We start from the raw sequence: 21920 nt of genomic DNA, 5'->3' as shown, positions 1-21920 counted from the left end.
GTAACCTGCAGCTATGGGTAAGACCACCCGCAAGGGGCGCGCCGGCGCACCGGCGACCCAGCCGAAGCGGCCGGCGTGGGTGGTCGGCGGGACGACGATCCTCACCTTCGTCGCGCTGCTCTACCTGATCGAGCTCGTCGACCAGCTTACGGGGCATTCCCTGGACGAAAACGGCATCCGGCCGCTCGAAGCCGACGGCTTGTGGGGAATCGTCTTCGCCCCGGTCCTACACGCCAACTGGCAGCATCTGATGGCCAACACCATCCCGCTCTTGGTGCTGGGTTTCCTGATGACGCTGGCCGGTCTGAGCCGGTTCGTCTGGGCCACCGCGATCGTGTGGATCGTGGGCGGGTTCGGCACCTGGATCATCGGCAACGTGGGCAGTTCCTGCGGGCCGACCGACCACATCGGGGCCTCCGGCCTGATCTTCGGCTGGCTGGCCTTCCTGCTCGTGTTCGGCATCTTCGTGCGCAGGTTCGCCGACATCGCGATCGGGCTGGTGGTGTTGTTCGCTTACGGCGGTGTGTTGTTGGGTGCCATGCCGGTGCTGGGTAGATGCGGCGGGGTGTCGTGGCAGGGACACCTGTGCGGCGCTCTGGCCGGCGTCGTCGCCGCGTACTGGTTGTCCGCACCGGAACGTAAGGCGCGCGCGAAGAGAAAAGCCGGCAGCGCGCTGCCGCGCCCCAAGACATGAGCTCGCCGATGGCACCCGTCGGGATCTTCGATTCCGGCGTCGGGGGGCTGACCGTCGCGCGGGCGATCATCGACCAATTGCCCGACGAGGACATCGTCTACGTCGGCGACACCGGCCACGGGCCGTACGGCCCGCTCACCATCCCCGAGGTCCGCGCGCACGCGCTGGCCATCGGGGACGACCTCGTCGAGCGCGGGGTCAAGGCGTTGGTGATCGCCTGCAACACGGCGTCGGCGGCCTGCCTGCGGGACGCTCGCGAGCGTTACGACGTGCCGGTGATCGAGGTGATCCTGCCGGCGGTGCGCCGCGCGGTCGCCACCACCCGGAACGGGCGCATCGGCGTCATCGGCACGTGCGCGACGATCAACTCGCACGCCTACCAGGACGCGTTCGCCGCCGCCCGCGACACCGAGGTCACCGCGGTGGCGTGCCCGCGGTTCGTCGACTTCGTGGAGCGGGGCGTGACCAGTGGGCGTCAGGTGCTCGGGCTGGCCGAGGGTTACCTCGAACCGCTACAGCGCGCGCAGGTGGACACGCTGGTGCTCGGCTGCACGCACTATCCGCTGCTGTCGGGGCTGATCCAGCTGGCGATGGGCGACCACGTGACGCTGGTGTCCAGTGCCGAGGAAACCGCCAAGGAGGTCCTTCGGGTGCTCACCGAGCGTGAGCTGCTGCGTCCTCACGATGCGCCACCCGCGACCCGGGTCTTCGAGGCCACCGGCGACCCCGAGGCATTCACCGCGTTGGCGGCGCGGTTCCTGGGTCCGGCGGTCACCGGTGTGCAGCCCGTCCACCACGTGCAAATCGACTAGTGCTGATGACGAGATTCTCATCACACGAATGCGGCGATGTTTTCGTCACGGTCCTATCGGGCATGGCACAGTAGTGTCCGTGCGAATAACCGTGCTCGGCTGCTCGGGCAGCGTGGTGGGGCCGGATTCGCCCGCGTCGGGTTATCTGCTCCGGGCACCGGACACCCCGCCGTTGGTCCTCGACTTCGGCGGCGGCGTGTTGGGCGCGCTTCAGCGCTACGCCGATCCCGCCTCCGTGCACGTGCTCCTGACTCACCTGCATGCCGACCACTGCCTGGATCTGCCCGGATTGTTCGTGTGGCGCCGCTACCACCCGTCGCGCCCGGGCGGCAAGGCGCTGTTGTACGGCCCCGGCGACACCTGGTCGCGGTTGGGTGCGGCGTCGTCGCCGTACGGCGGCGAAATCGACGACTGCTCAGACATTTTCGACGTTCGGCACTGGGTCGACGGCGAACCGGTGACGTTCGGATCGCTCACGGTGACGCCCCGCGTGGTGGCCCACCCGACGGAGTCCTACGGCATGCGGATCACCGACTCCACCGGCGCCTCGCTCGTCTACAGCGGTGACACCGGCGTGTGTGACCAACTGGTCGAGCTGGCCCGGGACGCCGACGTCTTCCTGTGCGAAGCCTCCTGGACGCATTCGCCGGACCGCCCGCCCGCTCTGCATCTGTCGGGCACCGAGGCCGGCCGGACGGCGGCGGAGGCCGGCGTCCGCGAACTGTTGCTGACGCACATCCCGCCGTGGACGTCGCGGGAGGACGTGATCAGCGAGGCCAAGGCCGAGTTCGACGGCCCCGTGCATGCGGTGGTGTGCGGCGAAACGTTCGACATCCGCCGCTCCGAAAGGGTCTGAGCACCCCGGGTTAGGGTTGGCGTCGTGACGAGACGAGAAGACGGCCGCCTTGACGACGAGCTGCGCCCCGTAGTCATCACTCGCGGATTCACCGATCACCCCGCGGGGTCGGTGCTGATCGAGTTCGGGCACACCAAGGTGATGTGCACCGCCAGCGTCACCGAGGGAGTGCCCCGCTGGCGTAAGGGATCGGGTCTCGGCTGGCTGACCGCCGAGTACGCGATGCTGCCGTCGGCCACCCACTCGCGCTCCGACCGCGAATCCGTTAAGGGACGCCTGTCCGGGCGCACCCAGGAGATCAGCAGGCTGATCGGCCGGTCGCTGCGGGCCTGCATCGATTTGGCGGCGTTGGGGGAGAACACGATCGCCGTCGACTGCGATGTGCTGCAGGCCGACGGCGGCACCAGGACCGCCGCCATCACGGGCGCCTTCGTGGCGCTGGCCGACGCCGTGACCTACCTGGCGGCGGCGGGCAAGCTGTCCGATCCCCGACCGTTGTCGTGCGCCATCGCGGCCGTCAGCGTCGGGGTGGTCGACGGCAGGATCCGGGTGGACCTGCCCTACGAGGAGGACGCGCGGGCCGAGGTCGACATGAATGTCGTCGCCACCGACACCGGCACACTCGTCGAGGTGCAGGGGACCGGCGAGGGGGCGACCTTCCCGCGCTCGACACTGGACAAGCTGCTCGACGTGGCGCTCGCCGCCTGCGACAAGTTGTTCGCCGCCCAGCGCGAGGCGCTGGCTCTGCCTTACCCGGGTGAACTGCCCGAGGGGGCCTCGGCGCCGAAGGCGTTCGGCAGCTGACCGCCCCGCCCCCGCGGCGGAGCCGTGTGGGGGCACTCGCGGAAAGGGTCGAACAGTTCGACTCCGCCGGTCTGTCGCCTTGGTCACAGGATGGCCTGCGGCCGGTCGTAACGTTGCCTTTGTCGTCGAATGAAAGCTTCCGGCCGGGGCTGCCCACAATACCGTCATGGTAAACTGGCCTATGTCTAATTTAATTTAGGCAAGCCAATGTTTCCCCCCGTTTTTAGGACCAATTGATGGGCAGTCGGCCAGTCCCACTTGAACATGCTTTTCTCAATACGCCCTGGTGGGCTATGGGGCAGATGACGCATGAACATGCGGAACCCCGGATCAATGAAGTGGCGACCCGCGCAAGGGCGGGTTTGCTGAACATCATCTCGGCTATCACGATCGCGTTATTGCTCATGCGACCGGAAACCGATCCGGTGATCATCGTTGGTCCGCTGGTGCTTTTCGACATGCTGGTCGCGGCGTTTACCGGGCTAACTCCGTTCAGCCCAACGGGAATTCTCGGCACCGCGTTGACAATGGGCATTCGTCCGGTGTGGAAGCCAACGCGGCCGAAACGGTTCGCATGGTTGCTCGGTGCCGGTTTGGCAGCGACGTGCCTTGGCATGCGCCTGTTGGGGGCGTCGCCCGTGGCGATGGCGGCTGTTGTTGCGGTCTGTTTTGTCCTCACGTGGTCGGAGGCCACGCTGGGATTTTGTGTCGGCTGTTACATGCACAAAATGTTTTGGGGTTGTCAGGACTGCGAAGTCCCTTACGTCAGGGGAATAGCAACCCAACCCGCAATAAACCAGGAACGTCCCGCAATCAACTTGGAAAGTCGCGCGTAGTCCCGAGGCGAAATGCGGGCGGCTCAGGATCCGCCCGATCGTCAAACCGGACTGGGATCAGCTCGCGCCCGCCGCGATCACCTGGTCCACCTCGAGGGCCCGGTCGGCCATCTCGGCGTGTGCCTTGTCCAGAGCTTCGGCTTGGTCTTCGTCGGCCTTCATCAGGGCCTCGATGTCGAAGCCGGCCATGTCGTGGACGCCCATGTCCCGGAAAGCCTTCTGTACCTTGTCGCCCCATAGGCCGATGTCCTTGACGATCGGCACGATGCGGCTGAACAGGTGCGAGCGGAACTGGATCATCAGCGGTGACGTGTCGACCCACTCTGCGCACGCTTTGACGTCCAGGCCGAGGGTCTCGAAGACCTCCTCGCCGCGGAACCGGTCGCGCATCAGGTAGCAGGCGTCCACGACGAACTCTTCGCGCTCGTCCCGCTCGGCCTCGGTCAGCGCGGCGTAGTAGTCCTTCAGCGAGATTCGGCCGAAGGCGACGTGCCGGGCCTCGTCCTGCATGACGTAGGCCAGCACCTGCTTGGCCAGCGAGTCGGGCGCCGCCATGTCGCGCAGCACACCGAAGGCGGCGAGTGCGAGACCTTCGATGAGGACCTGCATGCCGAGGTAGGGCATGTCCCAGCGCGAGTCGCGCAGGGTGTCGTCCAGCAGCGCGGTCAGGTGCTTGTTGATCGGGTAGACCAAGCCGGCCTTCTCCTGCAGGAGCCGGGAGAACGCCTCGACGTGCCGGGCCTCGTCCATGGTCTGGGTGGCCGCGTAGAACTTCGCGTCCAGGTCCGGGACGACCTCGACGATCTTGGCCGCGCACACCATCGCACCCTGCTCGCCGTGCAGGAACTGCGAGAGCTGCCAGGCCTGGAAGTGCTGGCGCATCTCGGCGCGGCGTGCGTCGTCGGCGGCGTCCCACATCGGGCTGCCGAACAGCGGGTGGAATTCGTCGGGCAGTCCGACCGGGTTCATCGGGTCGACGTCTTGTGCCCAGTCGATGCGCAACTGCGCATCCCACTGCTTGTCCTTGCCCTTTTGGTACAGCGAGAGAAGTCGCGCGCGCCCCTCGTCGTATTCCCAGGTGAAGCGCGCGTTGCCGGCGCTGGGGACCTCCCACGAGTACGGGGAGGGCACGTCCGTGTACTTGTCCCTGGTGGTCATCGGCTGCCCCTCTCTACCTGGTATGACCAGTGGTCATATGACGGGTATCACAGTGCGCCGCCTCGGGCGGGGCTGTCAAGCCTTTCGGGGTTGGGGTCCTCGTCGGGCCGATCGTCACACCCCCGGGCTGGGGCCGGAGGCGGACGGCAGCACGGCCATTCCGGCTAATTTGTTGTCGTACGCGCGGGTGGCTCTTGCGGAGGTGATGGCATGGATGGGATCAACCGTTGACCGAGCTGCTGGTCGCCAGCCGCAACCCCAAGAAGCTGGCCGAATTGCGCCGGGTGCTCGACGCGGCCGGCTTGACGGGGCTGAAGTTGGTGTCTCTGCGCGACGTAGCCCCCTTCGACGAAGCGCCCGAAGACGGCGCGACCTTCGAGCAGAACGCGTTGGCCAAGGCGCGGGACGCCTTCGCGGCGACGGGCCTTGCTTCGGTGGCCGACGACTCCGGCCTCGAGGTGGCCGCGCTGAACGGCATGCCCGGCGTGCTGTCGGCACGCTGGTCGGGTAAGCACGGCGACGACGCGGCGAACACCACGCTGCTGCTGGCGCAACTGCGTGACGTGCCCGACGCACGGCGCGGTGCCGCGTTCGTGTCCGCGTGCGCCCTGGCCGGGCCGTCCGGCGAGGTCGTCGTCCGCGGCGAGTGGCCCGGCAGCATCGCCCGGGAACCACGGGGCCGGGGCGGTTTCGGCTATGACCCGGTCTTCGTCCCGGACGGCTCCGACCGCACCGCGGCGGAGCTCACCCCCGAGGAGAAGGACGCGGTTTCCCATCGCGGTCGCGCACTCGCGCTCCTGGTACCGGCGTTGCGTGAGCTGGCCTAGGTGTACGGCCGAGTGTGAAGCTGGCCGCACGTTCTCGAGTGTGAAGCTGGCCGCACGTTCTCGAGGGCTTTACAGGCCGAAGCGCGCCTTGACGTCCCTGGTCTGGAAGTGCTCGACGATGATGCCCAGCAGCGGGATGGTCCCGGCGAGCAGCACGCCGATCGTCTTGGCGATCGGCCACCGCACCTTGACCGCCAGGTTGAACGCGGTCAGGACATAGATGAAGTACACCCAGCCGTGGACCACCTCGATCCAGCGGATCTCGTGGTGCAGGACAAGGTGCGAGACGATCTCGTAGCACAGCGCGATCAGCCACAGACCCGTCGCCCACGCCATGACCCGGTAGGCGAGCAGCGCGGAGCGGATCTTCTCGACGGGAAATGCCGAAGCCGACGCCTCGGGCGTCTCCGGTGTGGTCATGCGGTGGTCCTGTTCTCTTTCTCGGTGTCTTGTTTGGCAAGCTCGGCCAGGTAGGCGTTGTACTCCGCCAGCGCGGGATCGTCGGACGGCGGTTGCATCGGCCCGGGGCGCTCGGGCAGCAAGCCGGCGGGTATCTCGGTGAGCTCGGGGCCGCGCCGGGGTTCCGGCGGCATCTCTTCGTAGCGCACATATTTCCGGTATGCGTAGACGCAGAACCAGGCGAACAGCGGCCACTGCAGCGCGTAGCCGAGGTTTTGGAACGTGCCCGACACCGACTGGAACCGGGTCCACTGCCACCAGCCCAGCGCCAGGCAGCCGCAGGCCGCCACGATCACCAAGGCGATCAGCGCGGGCCTGCGACGACGGGTAGTGGACACCCCTTGACGGTACCGCTCACGATTTGGGTCCGACGAATTCGTCGAGGCGTGCCACCGCCGCCTTGCGGTACACGGCGATGACGTACTTGCTCGGCCGGGTCCATGGGATGTCGAGGTGGTCGAGCGCCGCGGTGAACAAGCCGCGGATGTCGTCCGAACGGTTCGAGAAGTGATAACGGACGCTGCGGACCCCTCGGTCGTTCGCCACCACCCGGCACCCGTCGCTGTCGATGAGGCCGCGGATGAACTCTTCGGTGGCCTGGGTGACGAGCACCTCTTGCCACGGCTGCAGCCGAATTGGGCGCAGGTGCTTCTTGCCGGGGCCGTGTTGGGGCAGCAGGCACGGCCAGTGCTTGGAGTACAGCGAGACTTCGGTGCAGTTGCTGGCACGACGCAGAACTGCGGCGCGCTGTCGCGGCATCAGCACGTCGATCGCTCTTCGGCAGCGATCGATGATCTGTGGATATTTGTCGTCAAGGGTGATTCTCAACCGCCAGACGCGACGGCTCTTCGAGATGCACCCGTCGCCGAGGTACAGCCCCAACACATAGCAGTACGCGGCCGGGGGAAGGGCGGTGAACTCGTGCTGAACGTTGCAAGGGGAAGATCCGCTCGGACTCCGTAACCGGATTGGTGACTCGCAATACCGCCAACCCCATATAGTCCGTCGCGGTACGCCTGTCTGACGCGCGATCGCGCAATCGTTCAGGCCCTGTGCGACCAGCTTTCGCACGGCTTCGAACTCTTCAGCGGACCGCATCTCCGCGCCTCCTTTGCCGCCGTGTTGAACTCACGTTAGGAGCGAACGCCGACAGGTCCGTCCGTGCACCGAGCGGTAGGATCAGCACGCTGCGGGCGTGATGAAATTGGCAAACATGCCGGCTTTAGGTGCCGGTGCTCGTGAGAGCTTGAGGGTTCGAGTCCCTCCGCCCGCACCTCCGCCCGCACTGTGTCTGGCGATCGCGAGGCGTTAAACGCTCTGTGCCGGGTACCTGTGACTGCACGGGATACGAGGAGACGCCATGGGCACCGGAAACAAGACAGGCGAGCAAGCGTTTACCGCGGAGGATGCGGAACTTGCCGAGCGCAGGGCCGCGGCGGCCCGCGAACGGGCGGCGCATGCCGGCCTCTCGGCCGCGCGCAGCTTCGAAGAATCGGCCCTCAAGCACGACGAAGTGGCACGGGTGCAAGACCAGGCCGTCGAACAGGGCGTGTCGCATGTGGGCGTGCACCGCGAATCGGCGGCGCACCATCGCGAATTCGCGGCCGAGGACCGCAAGCTGGCCGAGCTGAAGCGCAAGGAGTCCGAGGCCGACCTCGCCGTGGACTAAGCGTCCAGGAAGCGCGCGCGAACCTCCGGTGGCGGCAACGGGCAGGTGTCGTGCTTGCCGAAGATGCGATAGCGGACGCGGGCGAACTTGTCGTAGAGCCAGTCCCGCAGGGGGGTGGGGATGACGCGGGCCACGTCGAGGAGCTTCCACGGGCCGCCAAGGTAGTCGACCACGCGCAACGCGGCGGCGGACCGGATGGCGACGCGCTCGGTGGGCTGGCCGGGCTCGTCGACGAACACCATCGAGTCCACCTGCCCGACAGCCGGATGCCGAGCGAAGACACCCCGGGCGAAGTCGCTGTCGAGCGCCGCGAACCGCAGCGGGCCGTTCGGATCGAACCGGAGGATCGTCTGCACCGCCCAGTTGCAGACTCCGCAGACTCCGTCGTAGAGCAATACGGGCGACGCCGGTTCACCGCTCACACCACCAGGCTACTTGCCGCTCGGCGACCACCACGGTTTGACCTTTGGTAAGGCAACCCTTAGTTTTGCGGTAACTTATCGAGCGGAAGGTCCGCCGGGCCGTTCTTTCGGTGAAGTCGTCGCGGCCCTGCGCGCCGCGGGGAAGGACCGCTGATGGCACGCGGGTTCCAGGGCGTGATGTTGCGGAGCTTCGGCGCCCGCGACCATATCGCGACGGTGCTCGAAACCGTCTGCATCGCACCACATTTCGTGCGGGTGCGGATGACGTCACCGACGTTGTTCGAAGACGTCGACGCCGAACCCGCCGCGTGGCTGCGGTTCTGGTTCCCGGACCCCGACGGATCCAACACCGAGTTCCAGCGCGCCTACACCATCTCCGAGGCGGACGTCCCCAGCGGCCGCTTCGCCGTCGACATCGTGCTGCACGAGCCCGCCGGCCCGGCGTCGAAGTGGGCGCGCACCGTCCAACCCGGCGCCACGATCGCCGTCATGGCGCTGATGGGATCGTCGCGCTTCGACGTGCCCGACGAGCACCCGGCCGGCTATCTGCTGGTCGGCGATTCCGCATCGATCCCGGGCATGAACGGGATCCTCGGAGTCGTTCCCGACGACGTGCCGATCGAGATGTATCTCGAGCAGCACGACGAGAATGACCTCCTGATCCCGATCGCCCCGCATCCCCGGCTGCGAGTGCGCTGGGTCGCCCGCCGTGACGAGACATCGCTTGCGGCGGCGATCGACAACCGTGACTGGTCCAACTGGTACGCCTGGGCCACGCCCGAGGCGACAGCCCTCAAGCACGTCCGGGCGCGGCTGCGCGACGAATTCGGCTTTCCCAAGTCCGAGATACACGCCCAGGCCTACTGGAGCGCCGGGCGTGCGATGGGCACCCGCCGCGGCGACGAGCCGGCGACCGCGGATGACGTTGCGCCGGGGCAGGTTTCGGCTCCAGAACCCGCCGACCGGCCGCCCGCCCCGGCGGCGCGCGGCAGGTGGCGCGCCCAGGGCGCCGGCCGACTGCTCGCGCCGCTGCGTTGGGCGTTGATCCTGTCCGGCGTGCTGCAGGCCGTCATCACGGTGGTGCAGCTGGCGCCGTTCGTGTTGCTGGTCGAGCTGGCCCGGCTGCTGGTGGCCGGGGCGCCCGCGGCGCGCCTCTGGGATGTCGGGATCGCGGCCATCGTCCTGCTGGGAACGGGCTCGGTGCTCGGTGCGGCTCTCACGTTGTGGCTGCACGTCGTCGACGCGCGGTTCGCCGCGCACCTGCGTTCCCGGTTGCTGCGCAAGCTCTCTCGGCTGCCGCTGGGCTGGTTCACCGCGCGCGGATCGGGCTCGATCAAGCAGCTGCTGCAGGACGACACGCTGTCGTTGCACTATCTGGTCACCCACGCCATCCCCGATGCCGTCGCGGCGATCATCGCGCCCGTGGCGGTGCTGATCTACCTGTTCGCCGTCGACTGGCGGGTGGCGCTGGTGCTCTTCGTGCCCGTCCTCGGGTACCTGGTGCTGACGTCGTCGCTCACGATCCAGTCGGGCCCGCGCATCCCGCAGTCGCAGCGCTGGGCCGAGAAGATGAGCGGCGAGGCCGGCGCCTACCTGGAGGGCCAGCCGGTGATCCGCGTCTTCGGGGGCGCGGCCGCATCCAGCTTCCGGCGCCAGCTGGACTCCTACGTCGAATTCCTGGTCTCGTGGCAGCGTCCCCTGGCCGGCAAGAAGACGCTCATGGACCTGGTGACCCGACCCTCGACCTTTCTGTGGCTCATCGTGCTCACGGGTACGCTGCTCGCCGTCACCGGACGGATGAATCCGGTGAACCTCGTACCATTCCTGTTGCTGGGCACCACCTTCGGCGCGCGGCTGCTCGGCATCGCCTACGGGGTAGGTGGCATCAGCGCGGGCATGCTGGCCGCCCGGCGCCTGCAGAACGCCCTCGACGAGCCCGAGTTGGCCGTGCGGCAGCCGGACCGGTCCGCGGATCCGTCGGCGACGGTGGTGTTCGACCACGTCAGCTTCGGCTATCGACCGGGTGTCCCGGTGATCCGGGGCGTGTCGCTGACGCTGTGCCCGGGCACCGTCACCGCCCTCGTCGGCCCGTCGGGGTCCGGCAAGTCGACGCTGGCCGCCCTGCTCGCCCGGTTCCATGACGTCGACACTGGCGCGATACGCATTGGGGGACAGGACATCCGGTCGATGACCGCCGATGAGCTCTACGCGAAGGTGGGGTTCGTTCTGCAGGAAACCCAGTTGGTGCACGGCACCGTCGCGGACAACATCGCGCTGGCCGTCCCGGGCGCCACCGCCGCGCAAGTCGAGGAGGCCGCGCGCCAGGCGCAGATCCACGACCGGATCATGCGGTTGCCGGACGGCTACGACACCGTGCTGGGTGCGGGAACCGGCCTGTCGGGCGGTGAACGGCAGCGACTCACCATCGCCCGTGCGATCCTGGCGGACACCCCGGTGCTGATCCTCGACGAGGCCACCGCGTTCGCCGACCCGGAGTCGGAATACCTTGTGCAGCAAGCGCTCAACCGGCTGACCCGGGACCGCACCGTGCTGGTGATCGCCCATCGGCTGCACACCATCACCGGCGCCGATCAGATCGTCGTGCTCGACCACGGTCGGGTCGCCGAAAGCGGCGACCACGACCAGCTGCTGGCCGCCGACGGCCGCTACCGACGGCTGTGGGAAAGCGGCCGGCGGAACCGGGTGGTCGCGACGGCGCAGGAGAGGGCACGATGATTCGCACGTGGTTGGGCCTGGTTCCGGCGGATCGCCGCGGCCGGGTGATCGCCTACACCGTGCTCGCCTTGGCCTCCGTGGCGGTGCGGGCGGTGGCCGCCGTATTGCTGGTGCCACTGGTGGGCGCCCTGTTCGGCGACACCCCGGAGCGCGCATTGGTGTGGCTGGGGTGGCTCACCGCCGCCACCGGGATCGGCTGGGTCATCGACACCGCGACCGCGCGCATCGGCTTCGACCTGGGTTTTGCCGTGCTCGACCACAGCCAGCACCACGTGGCGGACCGGTTGCCCCGGGTGCGCCTGGAGTGGTTCACCGCCGAGCACACCGCGACCGCGCGGCAGGCGATCGCCGCCACCGGGCCGGAACTGGTCGGTCTCGTCGTCAACCTGCTGACGCCGCTGACCTCCGCCTTCCTGCTGCCGGCGGTCATCGGGCTGGCCCTACTCCCGATCTGCTGGCAGCTCGGGGTGGCCGCCCTGGGCGGTGTGCCGCTGCTGCTGGGTGCGCTGTGGGTATCGGCGCGACTCACGCGGCGCGCGGACGCCGCGGCTGACGAGGCCAACAGCGCTCTCACCGAACGGATCATCGAATTCGCCCGCACCCAGCAGGCGTTGCGTGCCGCCCGACGGGTCGAGCCGGCGCGCAGTCTGGTCGGCGACGCGCTGGCCGCCCAACACGGGGCGACCATGCGGTTGCTGTCCATGCAGGTTCCCGGCCAGCTGCTGTTCAGCCTCGCCAGCCAGCTGTCGCTGATCCTGCTCGCCGGGGCGACCGCGGCGATGACCGTCAACAAGACCGTCACCGTCCCCGAAGCCATCGCCTTCATCGTCGTGATCGTGCGCTACCTGGAGCCGTTCACCACGATCAGCGAGCTGGCGCCGGCGTTGGAGAGCACCCGCGCCACGCTCGACCGCATTCGTGCGGTCCTCACCGCGCCGCTGATGGACGCCGGCACCGCTACGTTGCCCGCCGCCACGGCCCCCCGGATCGAGTTCGACGACGTCATGTTCCGCTATGACGGCGCGACCGCACCGGCGCTCGACGGCGTGAGCTTCAGCTTGGAGCCGGGCAGCACGACGGCGATCGTCGGCCCGTCGGGATCGGGCAAGAGCACCATCCTGGGCCTGATCGCCGGCCTGCACGAACCCCGTCGCGGCCGCATCCTGATCGACGGCGTCGACGCTGCGACGCTGGACGCCGACGCCCGGCGGGCGGCGAGCACCGTCGTCTTCCAGCACCCGTACCTGTTTCACGGATCCGTCCGCGACAACGTGTTCGCCGGTGATCCCGGCGCCGGCGAGGAGCGCTTCGCCCGGGCCGTCGCGCTCGCCCGCGTTGACGAACTCATCGCGCGGCTGCCCGACGGCGCAGGCACGGTGGTCGGCGAGGCCGGCTCGGCGCTGTCCGGTGGCGAACGCCAGCGGGTCAGCATCGCGCGGGCACTGCTCAAGCCGGCGCCGATACTGTTGGTCGACGAGGCGACCAGCGCGTTGGACACCGAAAACGAGGCCGCGGTGGTCGACGCGCTGACGCTCGACCCGCGGTCGCGCACCCAGGTGATCGTCGCGCATCGCTTGGCCAGTATCGGCCACGCCGACCGCGTCCTGTTCCTCGACGAGGGCCGGGTGATCGAGGACGGAACCGTCGACGAATTGCTCGCGGCGGGTGGGCGTTTCGATGAGTTCTGGCGCCAGCAGCACGAGGCCGCCGAATGGCGGATTCTCGCCGACTAGCTCACCGTTGCCGACCGGCGCTCTTGCGGTATGCCTTACAGTTTGTCAGTCGGACGGGGCCGTCCGGGTACAGGAGGCGTGCTGTTCATGAGTGCTGTGGTGTCGATTCCGCGTTATCCCGGCGACGTGACACCGGGGTGGTTGTCGGCCGCGCTCAGCGGGCGCGGCACACCCGTCGAGGTCGCCGACGTGGACGTGGTCCCCATCGGAACCGGGCAGACCGGCGCAACCTACCGGGTGTCCGCGCGATACGCGACGGATCCCGGCGACCTGCCGCACACCTTCGTCATCAAGCTGCCGGCACAAGACGACACGGTGCGCGACCGGGTGGTCATCGGATATCGCAGCGAATGCGCGTTCTACTCGTCGGTCGCGGACCGGGTGCAGGTGCCGACGCCACGGTGCTTCTACTCCGAGATCAGCCAGGATGCAATGGATTTCGCGTTGCTGCTCGCCGATCAGGCGCCCGCGGTGCAGGGCGATCAGCTCGCGGGATGCGAGGAGACCGAAGCGCGGCTCGCGGTCACCGCCCTGGCCGGCCTGCACGCGCCGAGTTGGTGCGATCCGGTCTGGCTCGATTTCCCGGGCATCGCGTTCGGCAGGCCGGATGAAGCGGGCGCGGGCGGCATGGGTGAGGTGGCGAAGATGAGCGCCGACATCACCCTGGACAAGCTGGGCGATCGGATGAGCGCTCAAGACCGCGATACCTTCAGCGCGGCAATGGGTTCGGTCGCGCCCTGGCTGCTGTCCGAGTATGACCGGTTCGCCCTGCTGCATGGCGACTATCGCCTCGACAACCTGCTGTTCGATCCGGACCGAACCCGGGTCAGCGTCGTCGACTGGCAGACGCTCGGCGTCGGATTGCCGGCCAGGGACCTCGCCTACTTCACCGCGACCAGCCTCCATCCCGAGCTGCGCGCGCGAATCGAAGAACAGCTGGTCGCCGACTACCACCGGGCGCTGACGGCCGGTGGCGTCACCGGTTACGACGCCGAAACGTGTTGGCGCGACTACCGACTCGGTGTGCTGCAGGCACCGCTGATCTCGGCGCTGGGGTTTGCGTTCGCCGCGGCGACCGAACGCGGCGACGACATGGTGCTGGCCATGCTCAGCCGCGGCTGCCAAGCGATCCGCGAACTGGGGACGCTGGAGCTGATCGGCTGAGGCCTCAGAGGTCGCCGGTGAAGTCCGCGCTCATCCAGCGATCGGGGCGGATGGTGTACATCACCTCTTCGACGCCCTCCATGCTGCGAATGAACGCCCGCCCGCCCTCCTCGCCGAGATAGCGGATGGCGACGGCCTCCTGCACGTCGGTCGGGGCGGGGTTGGCGGTGTCGACGATGGTGCCTTCGACCACCACGTACTGGTAGGGGGGCTCTTCGCGCTGGACCACCAGCGTCACCTTGCCGGCCCGATCGATCAGCCGCGCCTTGCGGCTGGCCGCCCCGGTCATGATCCGGATGTTCCCGCCCGGGGTGTAGTCGTACCAGATGGGAACGCTGGCCGGCGGTCGGCCGTCGGCGGCGTCGACGGACACCACCGCCACGTGCGTGTCGGCCAAGAACTCCTGACGTTCGCTCTCGGTGAAGGCTTTCATGTGGCCTGCAATCGCCGATCCCGCGAATCTATTCCCGGGCAGCGGGTCAGTACTGCGTCGACCCCTGATCGACCGGGATCCGGGCGGCGGTGACCTTACGTGACTCGTCGCTGGCCAGCCAGCACACGGTGTCGGCGATCTCCTCGGGCTCGGCGACCCAGTCCGGCAGGAACGGCGTGAGGACGTGCGACAGCTGCGGATTGGTCTCCATCGTCTTGGCCACCGCCGCGACCATGTCGCCCGTTCCCATCGGCGTGTTCACCGGCCCGGGGTGGACGCTGTTGACCCGGATCGAGTGCTTGCCCAGTTCGGCGGCGAAAGCCCGCGCCATCCCGGTGACGGCGTGCTTGCTGGCAGTGTAGTGAACCATGAACGGCTGCATCTTCATGCCGGCCGCGGAACTGATCAGGATGATGGAACCGCCGCGACCGCCCTCGATGATCTTGTCCGCGCCGGCCATGACGGTATTCCAGGTGCCGGTGACGTTGATGTCGATGACATCGCGGAAGTTCTCCGGCGTGATGTCGTTCCAGGCCTGCGGAGCCGCGACTCCGGCGTTGGCGACGATGATGTCCAGCCGCCCGAGCGCGGCGACGCCGTCCTCGACGGCCCGGCGAAGTCCCTCGAAGTCACGGGTGTCCACGACCGAGGCGACGATCCGGCGATTCGTCTGCTCGACGAGGCGAACGGTCTCGCTCAGGTCGTCGGGAGTCGCCGGGTCGTAGGGGACGCAGGACGGGAGCTTGCCGGCGATGTCGACGGCGATGATGTCGGCGCCCTCGCAGGCCAGCCGAACCGCGTGCGCCCGACCCTGCCCGCGCGCCGCTCCGGTGATCAATGCGACTCTGCCTGCAAGCTTTCCGTTCATACCTGCTCCTCTACTGGGATTGGCCGCGCCGTCAGCGCTGCGCCGCCTTGACGAGATTGGACCCGATGATCAATCGCTGAATCTCGCTGGTGCCCTCGTACAGCCGCAGCAGCCGGACGTCGCGGTAGATGCGTTCGACCGGGACACCGTGCATGTAGCCGCTTCCGCCGTGGATCTGCACCGCGAGATCGGCGACCTTGCCGGCCATTTCGGTGCAGAACAGTTTGGCGGCCGAGGGCGCGACCCTGCGGTCTTCGCCCGAGACCCAGAGGCGTGCGGCGTCGCGGACGAGCGCGCGGCCGGCCAGCACCCCGGTCTGCTGGTCGGCGACCATCGCCTGCACCAGCTGAAAGTGCCCGATCGGCGTGCCGCCCTGCGTCGCGGTGGCGGCGTAGGAGACCGACTCGTCGAGCGCGCGCTGGGCGGCGCCCACCGCCAGGGCGGCGATGTGGACGCGGCCACGGGCCAGTGAGGTCATCGCCGCTCGGTAGCCGATGTCCTCGCTCCCACCGATCAGAGCGCCGCCCTCGACGCGGACATCGTTGAAGCTGACGTCGGCGGTCCACGCGCCCTCCTGGCCCATCTTCGCGTCCTTGGCGGCGACTTCGACGCCCGGCGACCCTGCCGGAACCAGGAATACCGCGATCCCGGGCCCTTGGTCATCCGCGGGGCGGGTGCGCGCGAACACCACGAACAGATCGGCGACGGGCGCGTTGGTGATGAACCGCTTCTGCCCGGAGATCACCCAATCGGCTTCGTCGCGAACGGCTTTGGTACGCAGGCCGGCCGGGTTCGATCCGGCGCCGGGCTCGGTCAGGGCGAAGGAGGCGACGACGTCGCCGGACGCCATCGACTCCAGCCAGCGGGCCTTCTGCTCGTCGGTGCCGAAGCCGACCAGAACCTGCCCGGCGATGCCGTTGTTGGTGCCGAACATCGAGCGCAGCGCCAGCGAGGTGTAGCCCAATTCCATTGCCAGCTCGACATCTTGCATCAAGTTCAGGCCGAGGCCGCCCCACCGCTGCGGGATCGCGTACCCGAACAGCCCCATCTTCTTGGCCTGGTCGCGCAGATCATCGGGCACCCGGTCCTCGGTCAGGATCTCCTGTTCGCGCGGGACCACGGCGGTGCGGACGAAGTGGCGGGTCTGGGCGAGGATCTCCCGAAAGTCATCCTCGGAGACCTCGGGTCGTTCGGCGGTGGTCATAGGCGGACGCTCCCTCTTCGGCACCTCATTGGTTGCGAGTCGCGCGGCCGCGGCGGGCCGGCCGGCTCAGCGGTCGGGTCGGAACCCGGCATCGGGGCAGATCCTATATGAAATATGATATTCGACTGCCGGGGGCGTCCCTCGGGGATCAAAAGCAGAGGGAGGCGGAATCAGGTGTCGATGTTGACGGGCCAGACCGCAGTAATCACCGGCGGTGCGCAAGGGCTGGGTCTGGCCATCGCGGAGCGCTTTGTCGCCGAGGGGGCGCGAGTTGTGCTCGGCGACGTCAATCTCGAGGAGACCCAGGTCGTGGCCAAGCAGTTGGGCGGCGATGACGTCGCGGTCGCGGTCCGGTGCGACGTCACGCAGGCGTCCGACGTCGAAACTCTGATCCAGACCGCCGTCGAGCGTTTCGGCGGCCTCGACATCATGGTCAACAATGCCGGGATCACCCGGGACGCGACCATGCGCAAGATGACCGAGGAGCAGTTCGATCAGGTCATCGCGGTGCATCTGAAGGGGACCTGGAACGGCACCCGGCTGGCCGCCGCCATCATGCGGGAGAACAAGCGGGGCGTCATCATCAACATGTCGTCCGTGTCGGGGAAGGTCGGTATGGTCGGCCAGACCAACTACTCGGCCGCCAAGGCCGGCATCGTCGGCATGACCAAGGCGGCCGCCAAAGAGTTGGCGTACCTGGGCGTGCGGGTGAACGCGATCGCCCCCGGATTGATTCGCTCCGCCATGACGGAGGCTATGCCGCAGCGCATCTGGGATTCAAAGGTTGCCGAGGTGCCGATGGGCCGGGCCGGCGAACCCAGCGAAGTCGCCAGCGTGGCGCTGTTCCTGGCTTCCGACCTGTCCTCGTACATGACCGGCACCGTCATGGAAATCACCGGCGGCCGGCATCTATGAGCGCGATGCGCGACACGGTCATTTGTGAGCCCGTACGGACCCCGATCGGGCGCTACGGCGGGATGTTCAAGTCGCTGACCGCCGTCGACCTGGGGGTCGCCGCGCTCAAGGGTCTCCTCGAGCGAACCGGACTCGCGCCCGAGGCGGTGCAGGACGTCATCCTCGGCCACTGCTATCCCAACAGCGAGGCCCCGGCGATCGGGCGGGTGGTGGCCCTGGATGCCGGCCTGCCGGTGACGGTCCCCGGGATGCAGGTGGACCGCCGCTGCGGGTCGGGTCTGCAGGCGGTGATCCAGGCGTGCCTGCAGGTGGGCAACGGCGATCACGATCTCGTCGTCGCCGGCGGCTGCGAGAGCATGAGCAACGTCGCGTTCTATTCCACCGACATGCGCTGGGGCGGTGCGCGGACCGGCGTCCGGGTGCATGACGGGCTGGCGCGGGGGCGCACCACCGCCGGCGGGCGCCACCACCCCGTACCCGGCGGCATGCTGGAGACGGCCGAGAACCTGCGCCGCCAGTACGGCATCTCCCGTCTGGAGCAGGACGAGCTGGCCGTGCGGTCGCACCAGCGGGCGGTGGCCGCGCAAAAGGACGGCGTCCTGGCCGAGGAGATCATCCCGGTGGCGGTGCGCACCCGCCAGGGCGAGGAGCTGATCGACACCGACGAGCATCCACGCGCCGACACCTCGGTCGAGTCGCTGAGCAAGCTCAAACCGGTGCTGGTTAGCGAGGATTCGGAGGCGACGGTCACCGCCGGCAATGCCAGCGGTCAGAACGATGCGGCGTCGATGTGCATCGTGGCCACACCCGAGAAGGCCGACGAATACGGTCTGAGGCCGTTGGTCCGCCTGGTGTCATGGGGGCTGGCGGGGGTGGCGCCCCACCTCATGGGCATCGGACCGGTGCCGGCAACCGAGGCGGTGCTGGGCAAGGCGGGCCTGCGGTTGTCCGACATCGACCTCATCGAACTCAACGAAGCCTTCGCCGCACAAGCGCTCGCCGTCATGCGGGAATGGAACTTCGGCGCCGCCGACCACGAGCGGACCAACGTGCACGGATCGGGCATCTCCCTGGGGCACCCGGTCGGCGCGACGGGCGGGCGAATGCTGGCCACCCTGGCCCGCGAGCTCACCCGGCGCGAGGCCCGCTACGGGCTGGAGACCATGTGCATCGGCGGCGGCCAGGGCCTGGCGGCGGTGTTCGAGCGGGTCGCCCCGCGGTGACCGGACCCCTGCGCGGTCTCACCGTCGTCGAGGTGTCCAGCTTCGTCGCCGCCCCGCTGTGCGGCATGACGTTGAGTCAGCTTGGCGCGGAAGTGATTCGGATCGATCCGATCGGTGGCGCGTCCGACGTGCAGCGGTGGCCGCTGGCGGCGGACGGCACGTCGATCTACTGGACCGGGCTGAACAAGGGAAAACGATCGGCCACCATCGACTTGCGGTCCCCGGAGGGGCAAGAGCTGGTCCAGCGGCTCATCGTCGAGGGCGACGGTGTGGTGGTGACCAACGCCGCCGGCTTGCCCTGGCTCGGCTACGACGTCCTGGCGAGCGGGCGTCCCGACGTCATCCACGTGCAGCTGCTCGGGCGCGGCGACGGGTCCACCGGGGTGGACTACACGGTCAACGCCGGCGTCGGGTTCCCGCTCGTCACCGGCCCGGCCGATCATGCCGGCCCGATCAACCACGTGTTGCCGGCCTGGGACGTCTGCTGCGGCCTGTACGCCGCGCTGGCCGTCGTCACCGCCCTCCGCCGCCGTGACGAGTCCGGCGCGGGCGCGCGGATCAGCCTGGCGCTCGAGGATGTCGCGCTCGCCACCGCCGGAAACCTGGGGCTGTTGACCGAGCCGCAAGTCACCGGCACCGAGCGCCAGCGACTGGGCAACGCCATCTACGGCCAGTACGGGCAGGACTTCGCCAGCCGCGACGGCGCCAGATTCATGGTTGTCACCCTGACCCGCAGGCACTTTCGCGACCTGGTCGACGTGACGAGCACCGGCGCCGCGGTCGGCGCGCTCGCCGACGCGCTGGGCGTCGACTTCGGGTCCGAGGGCGATCGCTATAAGTACCGCGACGTGCTGTCCGGGCTGTTCGCCAGCTGGTTCGCCGACCACACCGCCGAGGAGATCATCGCCGCCCTGTCGGGAACGACGGTCTTGTTCGAGCGGTATCGCACCTTCGCCGAGGTCGCGGCCGGCCCGCAGGTGACCGGGAACCCGCTGTTCTCCCGATTGCGCCAGGAGGGCCTGGGCGAGTACCTCGCCCCCGGCCTGCCGGTCGCGTTCGACGGCGCCCACCCCGCCGGCGCACCGGCGCCCGCGCTGGGGCAGGACACCGCCGACGTTCTGCAGCGGTGCCTGGGCCTGACGGCCGGCGACATCGAACGCCTGACGGACGCGAAGACAATCGCTTGCTGAGCAAGCCGAAACGGAAAGACGACGCATGACCAAACTCGCCCAGACCCTCGGCCTCACCGAGTTCCAGACCGAGATCATCGACACGGTGCGGCAATTCGTCGAAAAGGAAGTCATCCCCAACGCCGCGGAGCTGGAACGCGGCGACACCTACCCGCAGGACATCGTCGACCGGATGCGCGACATGGGCCTGTTCGGGCTGATGATTCCCCAGGAGTATGGCGGCCTGGGGGAGTCGCTGCTGACGTACGCGCTGTGCGTCGAGGAGCTGGCGCGCGGCTGGATGAGCGTGTCGGGGGTGCTCAACACCCACTTCATCGTGGCCTACATGCTGCGCCAGCACGGCACCGACGCGCAGAAGCAGCGGTTCCTGCCGCGGATGGCGACCGGCGAGACGCGCGGCTCCTTCTCGATGTCGGAGCCTGAGCTGGGCTCCGATGTCGCCGCGATCCGGACGCGGGCCCGGCGCCAGCCCGATGGCGACTACGTCATCGACGGGCAAAAGATGTGGCTGACCAACGGGGGCAGCTCGACGCTGATCGCCGTCCTGGTCCGCACCGACGAAGGCGCCGACAAGCCGCACCGGAACCTGACCGCGTTCCTGGTCGAGAAGCCAACGGGTTTCGGCGAAGTCGTGCCCGGGCTGGTGATACCCGGCAAGATCGACAAGCTGGGTTACAAGGGGATCGACACCACCGAACTCATCTTCGACGGCTACCGGGCCGGCGCCGACGACGTTCTGGGCGGCACTCCCGGGCAGGGGTTCTTCCAGATGATGGACGGCATCGAAGTCGGCAGGGTCAACGTGTCGGCCCGGGCGTGTGGTGTCGGCATCCGCGCCTTCGAGCTCGCCGTGCGCTACGCCCAGCAGCGCCACACCTTCGGCAAGCCCATCGCCGAGCACCAGGCCATCGCGTTCCAGCTGGCCGAGATGGCCACCAAGATCGAAGCGGCACACCTGATGATGGTCAACGCGGCGCGGCTGAAGGATTCGGGAGAGCGCAACGATGTCGCCGCCGGGATGGCGAAGTACCTCGCCAGCGAATACTGCACCGAGGTCACGCAGCAGAGCTTCCGGATCCACGGTGGCTACGGCTATTCCAAGGAATACGAGATCGAGCGGCTGATGCGTGACGCGCCGTTCCTGCTCATCGGAGAGGGAACCAGCGAAATCCAGAAGTCCATCATCAGCAAGCGGCTGCTCGCCGAGTATCAGGTGTAGCGGTGACGGTTCCGGATTTCGCGGCGCGACCGCAGCTTTCCGACGACGTCGCGGGCTTGATCCGCCGGCGGATCTTCGATGGCACCTACCTCGCGGGGTCCTACGTCCGTTTGGACCAGGTGGCCGCCGAGCTGGGAATCAGCGTCACACCGGTGCGGGAAGCGCTCTTCGCCCTGCGTGCGGAGGGCCTGATCGCCCAGCAGCCGCGGCGGGGCTTCATGGTGTTGCCGGTGACCGGTCGCGACGTCACCGACGTGGCGAACGTGCAGGCTCATGTCGGTGGCGAACTCGCGGCGCGGGCCGCGAGCAACATCACCGACGACCAACTGCGCGAGCTGAAACAGATTCAGACGGAACTCGAAGACGCCTACGCCGGTGACGAGGACGAGCGCACGGTGCGCCTCAACCATCAATTCCATCGCGCCATCAACGTCGCGGCGGACTCGCCGAAGCTCGCGCAGCTGATGTCGCAGATCACCCGCTACGCACCGGAATCGGTGTTTCCCGCCATCCAAGGCTGGCCCGAACAGTCGATGAGGGACCACCGCCGCATCTTGTCCGCGCTCAAAAAGCGCGACGAGAAGCTCGCGCGCGCGGCGATGGAGCAACACCTCGCCGCGGGCGCCGTTCCGTTGATCGAGCACCTCACCGCGCGTGGCGTCGTCGTCGAGGCGAGCCCTGAGCGGTCCGGCTAACTG

Annotated in this window: 23 protein-coding genes and 1 tRNA gene; 16 read left to right on the top strand and 8 right to left on the bottom strand. The window is 68.3% G+C overall.

What is annotated here, in order from left to right:
• Positions 1–13: 13 nt before the first annotated feature.
• The 5 genes from AWC03_RS03945 (at position 14) to AWC03_RS03925 (ending at position 4002) form a co-directional block, all read left to right on the top strand.
• The gene (locus AWC03_RS03945) at positions 14–694 is read left to right on the top strand and encodes a rhomboid family intramembrane serine protease (RefSeq protein ID WP_085239206.1); all 681 of its coding nucleotides are present in this window, start codon (positions 14–16) and stop codon (positions 692–694) included.
• Positions 691–1506 (top strand): glutamate racemase, encoded by an 816-nt coding sequence (gene murI, locus AWC03_RS03940; RefSeq protein ID WP_085239205.1) that lies wholly within the window; start codon positions 691–693, stop codon positions 1504–1506. Before AWC03_RS03945 ends, murI begins: the two co-directional genes overlap by 4 nt.
• A gap of 73 nt (positions 1507–1579) precedes the next feature.
• Positions 1580–2362 carry a cyclic nucleotide-degrading phosphodiesterase gene (locus tag AWC03_RS03935; RefSeq protein ID WP_085239204.1) on the top strand — a complete coding sequence of 261 codons (783 nt, stop codon included), beginning with the start codon at positions 1580–1582 and terminating at the stop codon, positions 2360–2362.
• 24 nt (positions 2363–2386) lie between these two features.
• On the top strand, positions 2387–3166 hold the full coding sequence (gene rph, locus AWC03_RS03930) for a ribonuclease PH (RefSeq protein ID WP_085239203.1): 780 nt from the start codon (positions 2387–2389) through the stop codon (positions 3164–3166).
• A 236-nt stretch (positions 3167–3402) separates the two neighbouring features.
• Entirely contained in the window at positions 3403–4002 is a 600-nt protein-coding gene (locus AWC03_RS03925) for a DUF4395 domain-containing protein (RefSeq protein WP_244275206.1), read from the top strand.
• Positions 4003–4059: 57 nt separating this feature from the next.
• Here AWC03_RS03925 and AWC03_RS03920 read toward each other — a convergent pair whose 3' ends face one another.
• Positions 4060–5160, bottom strand: coding sequence for a ferritin-like domain-containing protein (locus AWC03_RS03920; protein WP_085239202.1), 1101 nt, complete (start codon positions 5158–5160; stop codon positions 4060–4062).
• 227 nt (positions 5161–5387) lie between these two features.
• On the opposite strand from AWC03_RS03920, the gene rdgB reads away from it, so the two are divergent.
• Complete coding sequence (rdgB, locus tag AWC03_RS03915) at positions 5388–5987, top strand: RdgB/HAM1 family non-canonical purine NTP pyrophosphatase (RefSeq protein ID WP_085239201.1); 600 nt, start codon at positions 5388–5390, stop codon at positions 5985–5987.
• A gap of 69 nt (positions 5988–6056) precedes the next feature.
• Here the strand turns inward: rdgB and AWC03_RS03910 are convergent, their stop codons facing one another.
• From AWC03_RS03910 to AWC03_RS27750, 3 genes are read right to left on the bottom strand one after another with little or no spacing between them, the layout of a single operon-like run.
• The gene (locus AWC03_RS03910; RefSeq protein ID WP_085239200.1) at positions 6057–6407 is read right to left on the bottom strand and encodes a DUF3817 domain-containing protein; all 351 of its coding nucleotides are present in this window, start codon (positions 6405–6407) and stop codon (positions 6057–6059) included.
• Positions 6404–6784: a hypothetical protein gene (locus AWC03_RS03905; RefSeq protein WP_085239199.1), complete on the bottom strand. Its 381-nt coding sequence runs from the start codon at positions 6782–6784 to the stop codon at positions 6404–6406. The genes AWC03_RS03910 and AWC03_RS03905 overlap by 4 nt, the downstream gene beginning before the upstream one ends.
• Before the next feature lie 16 nt (positions 6785–6800).
• Positions 6801–7274, bottom strand: coding sequence for an LAGLIDADG family homing endonuclease (locus AWC03_RS27750; RefSeq protein WP_244275205.1), 474 nt, complete (start codon positions 7272–7274; stop codon positions 6801–6803).
• Between the two features lie 361 nt (positions 7275–7635).
• On the opposite strand from AWC03_RS27750, the gene AWC03_RS03895 reads away from it, so the two are divergent.
• A tRNA-Leu gene (locus AWC03_RS03895) sits at positions 7636–7719 on the top strand.
• Between the two features lie 87 nt (positions 7720–7806).
• On the top strand, positions 7807–8115 hold the full coding sequence (locus AWC03_RS03890; RefSeq protein ID WP_085239197.1) for a hypothetical protein: 309 nt from the start codon (positions 7807–7809) through the stop codon (positions 8113–8115).
• On the opposite strand, the gene AWC03_RS03885 is transcribed toward AWC03_RS03890, so the two are convergent.
• Entirely contained in the window at positions 8112–8537 is a 426-nt protein-coding gene (locus AWC03_RS03885) for a thiol-disulfide oxidoreductase DCC family protein (RefSeq protein WP_085239196.1), read from the bottom strand. The two genes, AWC03_RS03890 and AWC03_RS03885, sit on opposite strands and share 4 nt — an antisense overlap.
• 153 nt (positions 8538–8690) lie before the next feature.
• Between AWC03_RS03885 and AWC03_RS03880 the strand changes: the two genes are divergently transcribed.
• The 3 genes from AWC03_RS03880 to AWC03_RS03870 all read left to right on the top strand — a co-directional run bounded on the left by AWC03_RS03880 (position 8691) and on the right by AWC03_RS03870 (position 14170).
• Positions 8691–11273, top strand: coding sequence for an ABC transporter ATP-binding protein/permease (locus AWC03_RS03880; RefSeq protein WP_085239195.1), 2583 nt, complete (start codon positions 8691–8693; stop codon positions 11271–11273).
• Positions 11270–13006 carry an ABC transporter ATP-binding protein gene (locus AWC03_RS03875; protein ID WP_085239247.1) on the top strand — a complete coding sequence of 579 codons (1737 nt, stop codon included), beginning with the start codon at positions 11270–11272 and terminating at the stop codon, positions 13004–13006. The genes AWC03_RS03880 and AWC03_RS03875 overlap by 4 nt, the downstream gene beginning before the upstream one ends.
• Positions 13007–13093: 87 nt before the next feature.
• Positions 13094–14170, top strand: coding sequence for a phosphotransferase family protein (locus tag AWC03_RS03870; protein ID WP_085239246.1), 1077 nt, complete (start codon positions 13094–13096; stop codon positions 14168–14170).
• Positions 14171–14174: 4 nt separating this feature from the next.
• Here AWC03_RS03870 and AWC03_RS03865 read toward each other — a convergent pair whose 3' ends face one another.
• The 3 genes from AWC03_RS03865 to AWC03_RS03855 are packed head-to-tail and all read right to left on the bottom strand — an operon-like array spanning position 14175 to position 16675.
• Positions 14175–14603, bottom strand: a complete 429-nt coding sequence (locus tag AWC03_RS03865; protein ID WP_085239194.1) for a pyridoxamine 5'-phosphate oxidase family protein — start codon at positions 14601–14603, stop codon at positions 14175–14177.
• A gap of 46 nt (positions 14604–14649) precedes the next feature.
• Positions 14650–15471, bottom strand: coding sequence for a mycofactocin-coupled SDR family oxidoreductase (locus AWC03_RS03860; RefSeq protein ID WP_085239193.1), 822 nt, complete (start codon positions 15469–15471; stop codon positions 14650–14652).
• Positions 15472–15502: 31 nt separating this feature from the next.
• Positions 15503–16675 (bottom strand): acyl-CoA dehydrogenase family protein, encoded by a 1173-nt coding sequence (locus AWC03_RS03855; RefSeq protein ID WP_085239192.1) that lies wholly within the window; start codon positions 16673–16675, stop codon positions 15503–15505.
• Between the two features lie 180 nt (positions 16676–16855).
• Between AWC03_RS03855 and fabG the strand changes: the two genes are divergently transcribed.
• The 5 genes from fabG to AWC03_RS03830 are packed head-to-tail and all read left to right on the top strand — an operon-like array spanning position 16856 to position 21917.
• The gene (fabG, locus tag AWC03_RS03850) at positions 16856–17590 is read left to right on the top strand and encodes a 3-oxoacyl-ACP reductase FabG (protein WP_085239191.1); all 735 of its coding nucleotides are present in this window, start codon (positions 16856–16858) and stop codon (positions 17588–17590) included.
• Entirely contained in the window at positions 17587–18813 is a 1227-nt protein-coding gene (locus tag AWC03_RS03845; protein ID WP_085239190.1) for an acetyl-CoA C-acetyltransferase, read from the top strand. The genes fabG and AWC03_RS03845 overlap by 4 nt, the downstream gene beginning before the upstream one ends.
• The gene (locus AWC03_RS03840; protein WP_085239189.1) at positions 18810–20003 is read left to right on the top strand and encodes a CoA transferase; all 1194 of its coding nucleotides are present in this window, start codon (positions 18810–18812) and stop codon (positions 20001–20003) included. The genes AWC03_RS03845 and AWC03_RS03840 overlap by 4 nt, the downstream gene beginning before the upstream one ends.
• A 25-nt stretch (positions 20004–20028) precedes the next feature.
• The gene (locus tag AWC03_RS03835; RefSeq protein WP_085239188.1) at positions 20029–21222 is read left to right on the top strand and encodes an acyl-CoA dehydrogenase family protein; all 1194 of its coding nucleotides are present in this window, start codon (positions 20029–20031) and stop codon (positions 21220–21222) included.
• A gap of 2 nt (positions 21223–21224) precedes the next feature.
• On the top strand, positions 21225–21917 hold the full coding sequence (locus AWC03_RS03830; RefSeq protein ID WP_085239187.1) for a GntR family transcriptional regulator: 693 nt from the start codon (positions 21225–21227) through the stop codon (positions 21915–21917).
• The last annotated feature ends 3 nt before the right edge of the window (positions 21918–21920 follow it).

It is taken from the genome of Mycobacterium europaeum (assembly GCF_002102155.1).
Taxonomy (GTDB): domain Bacteria; phylum Actinomycetota; class Actinomycetes; order Mycobacteriales; family Mycobacteriaceae; genus Mycobacterium; species Mycobacterium europaeum.
The sequence above is the reverse complement of the archived record's forward strand: the minus strand, read 5'-3'. Positions and strand labels throughout refer to the sequence as shown.

What these genes read in the sequence shown, in the direction of transcription:
- AWC03_RS03925 (WP_244275206.1), top strand. Translation starts at nt 3,403, where the DNA reads ATGGGCAGTCGGCCAGTCCCACTTGAACATGCTTTTCTCAATACGCCC.
- AWC03_RS03855 (WP_085239192.1), bottom strand. Translation starts at nt 16,675, where the DNA reads ATGACCACCGCCGAACGACCCGAGGTCTCCGAGGATGACTTTCGGGAG.
- AWC03_RS03945 (WP_085239206.1), top strand. Translation starts at nt 14, where the DNA reads ATGGGTAAGACCACCCGCAAGGGGCGCGCCGGCGCACCGGCGACCCAG.
- AWC03_RS03875 (WP_085239247.1), top strand. Translation starts at nt 11,270, where the DNA reads ATGATTCGCACGTGGTTGGGCCTGGTTCCGGCGGATCGCCGCGGCCGG.
- AWC03_RS03890 (WP_085239197.1), top strand. Translation starts at nt 7,807, where the DNA reads ATGGGCACCGGAAACAAGACAGGCGAGCAAGCGTTTACCGCGGAGGAT.
- AWC03_RS03870 (WP_085239246.1), top strand. Translation starts at nt 13,094, where the DNA reads ATGAGTGCTGTGGTGTCGATTCCGCGTTATCCCGGCGACGTGACACCG.
- murI (WP_085239205.1), top strand. Translation starts at nt 691, where the DNA reads ATGAGCTCGCCGATGGCACCCGTCGGGATCTTCGATTCCGGCGTCGGG.
- AWC03_RS03845 (WP_085239190.1), top strand. Translation starts at nt 17,587, where the DNA reads ATGAGCGCGATGCGCGACACGGTCATTTGTGAGCCCGTACGGACCCCG.
- AWC03_RS03860 (WP_085239193.1), bottom strand. Translation starts at nt 15,471, where the DNA reads ATGAACGGAAAGCTTGCAGGCAGAGTCGCATTGATCACCGGAGCGGCG.
- AWC03_RS03865 (WP_085239194.1), bottom strand. Translation starts at nt 14,603, where the DNA reads ATGAAAGCCTTCACCGAGAGCGAACGTCAGGAGTTCTTGGCCGACACG.
- AWC03_RS03920 (WP_085239202.1), bottom strand. Translation starts at nt 5,160, where the DNA reads ATGACCACCAGGGACAAGTACACGGACGTGCCCTCCCCGTACTCGTGG.
- AWC03_RS03835 (WP_085239188.1), top strand. Translation starts at nt 20,029, where the DNA reads ATGACCAAACTCGCCCAGACCCTCGGCCTCACCGAGTTCCAGACCGAG.
- AWC03_RS03880 (WP_085239195.1), top strand. Translation starts at nt 8,691, where the DNA reads ATGGCACGCGGGTTCCAGGGCGTGATGTTGCGGAGCTTCGGCGCCCGC.
- fabG (WP_085239191.1), top strand. Translation starts at nt 16,856, where the DNA reads ATGTTGACGGGCCAGACCGCAGTAATCACCGGCGGTGCGCAAGGGCTG.
- AWC03_RS03910 (WP_085239200.1), bottom strand. Translation starts at nt 6,407, where the DNA reads ATGACCACACCGGAGACGCCCGAGGCGTCGGCTTCGGCATTTCCCGTC.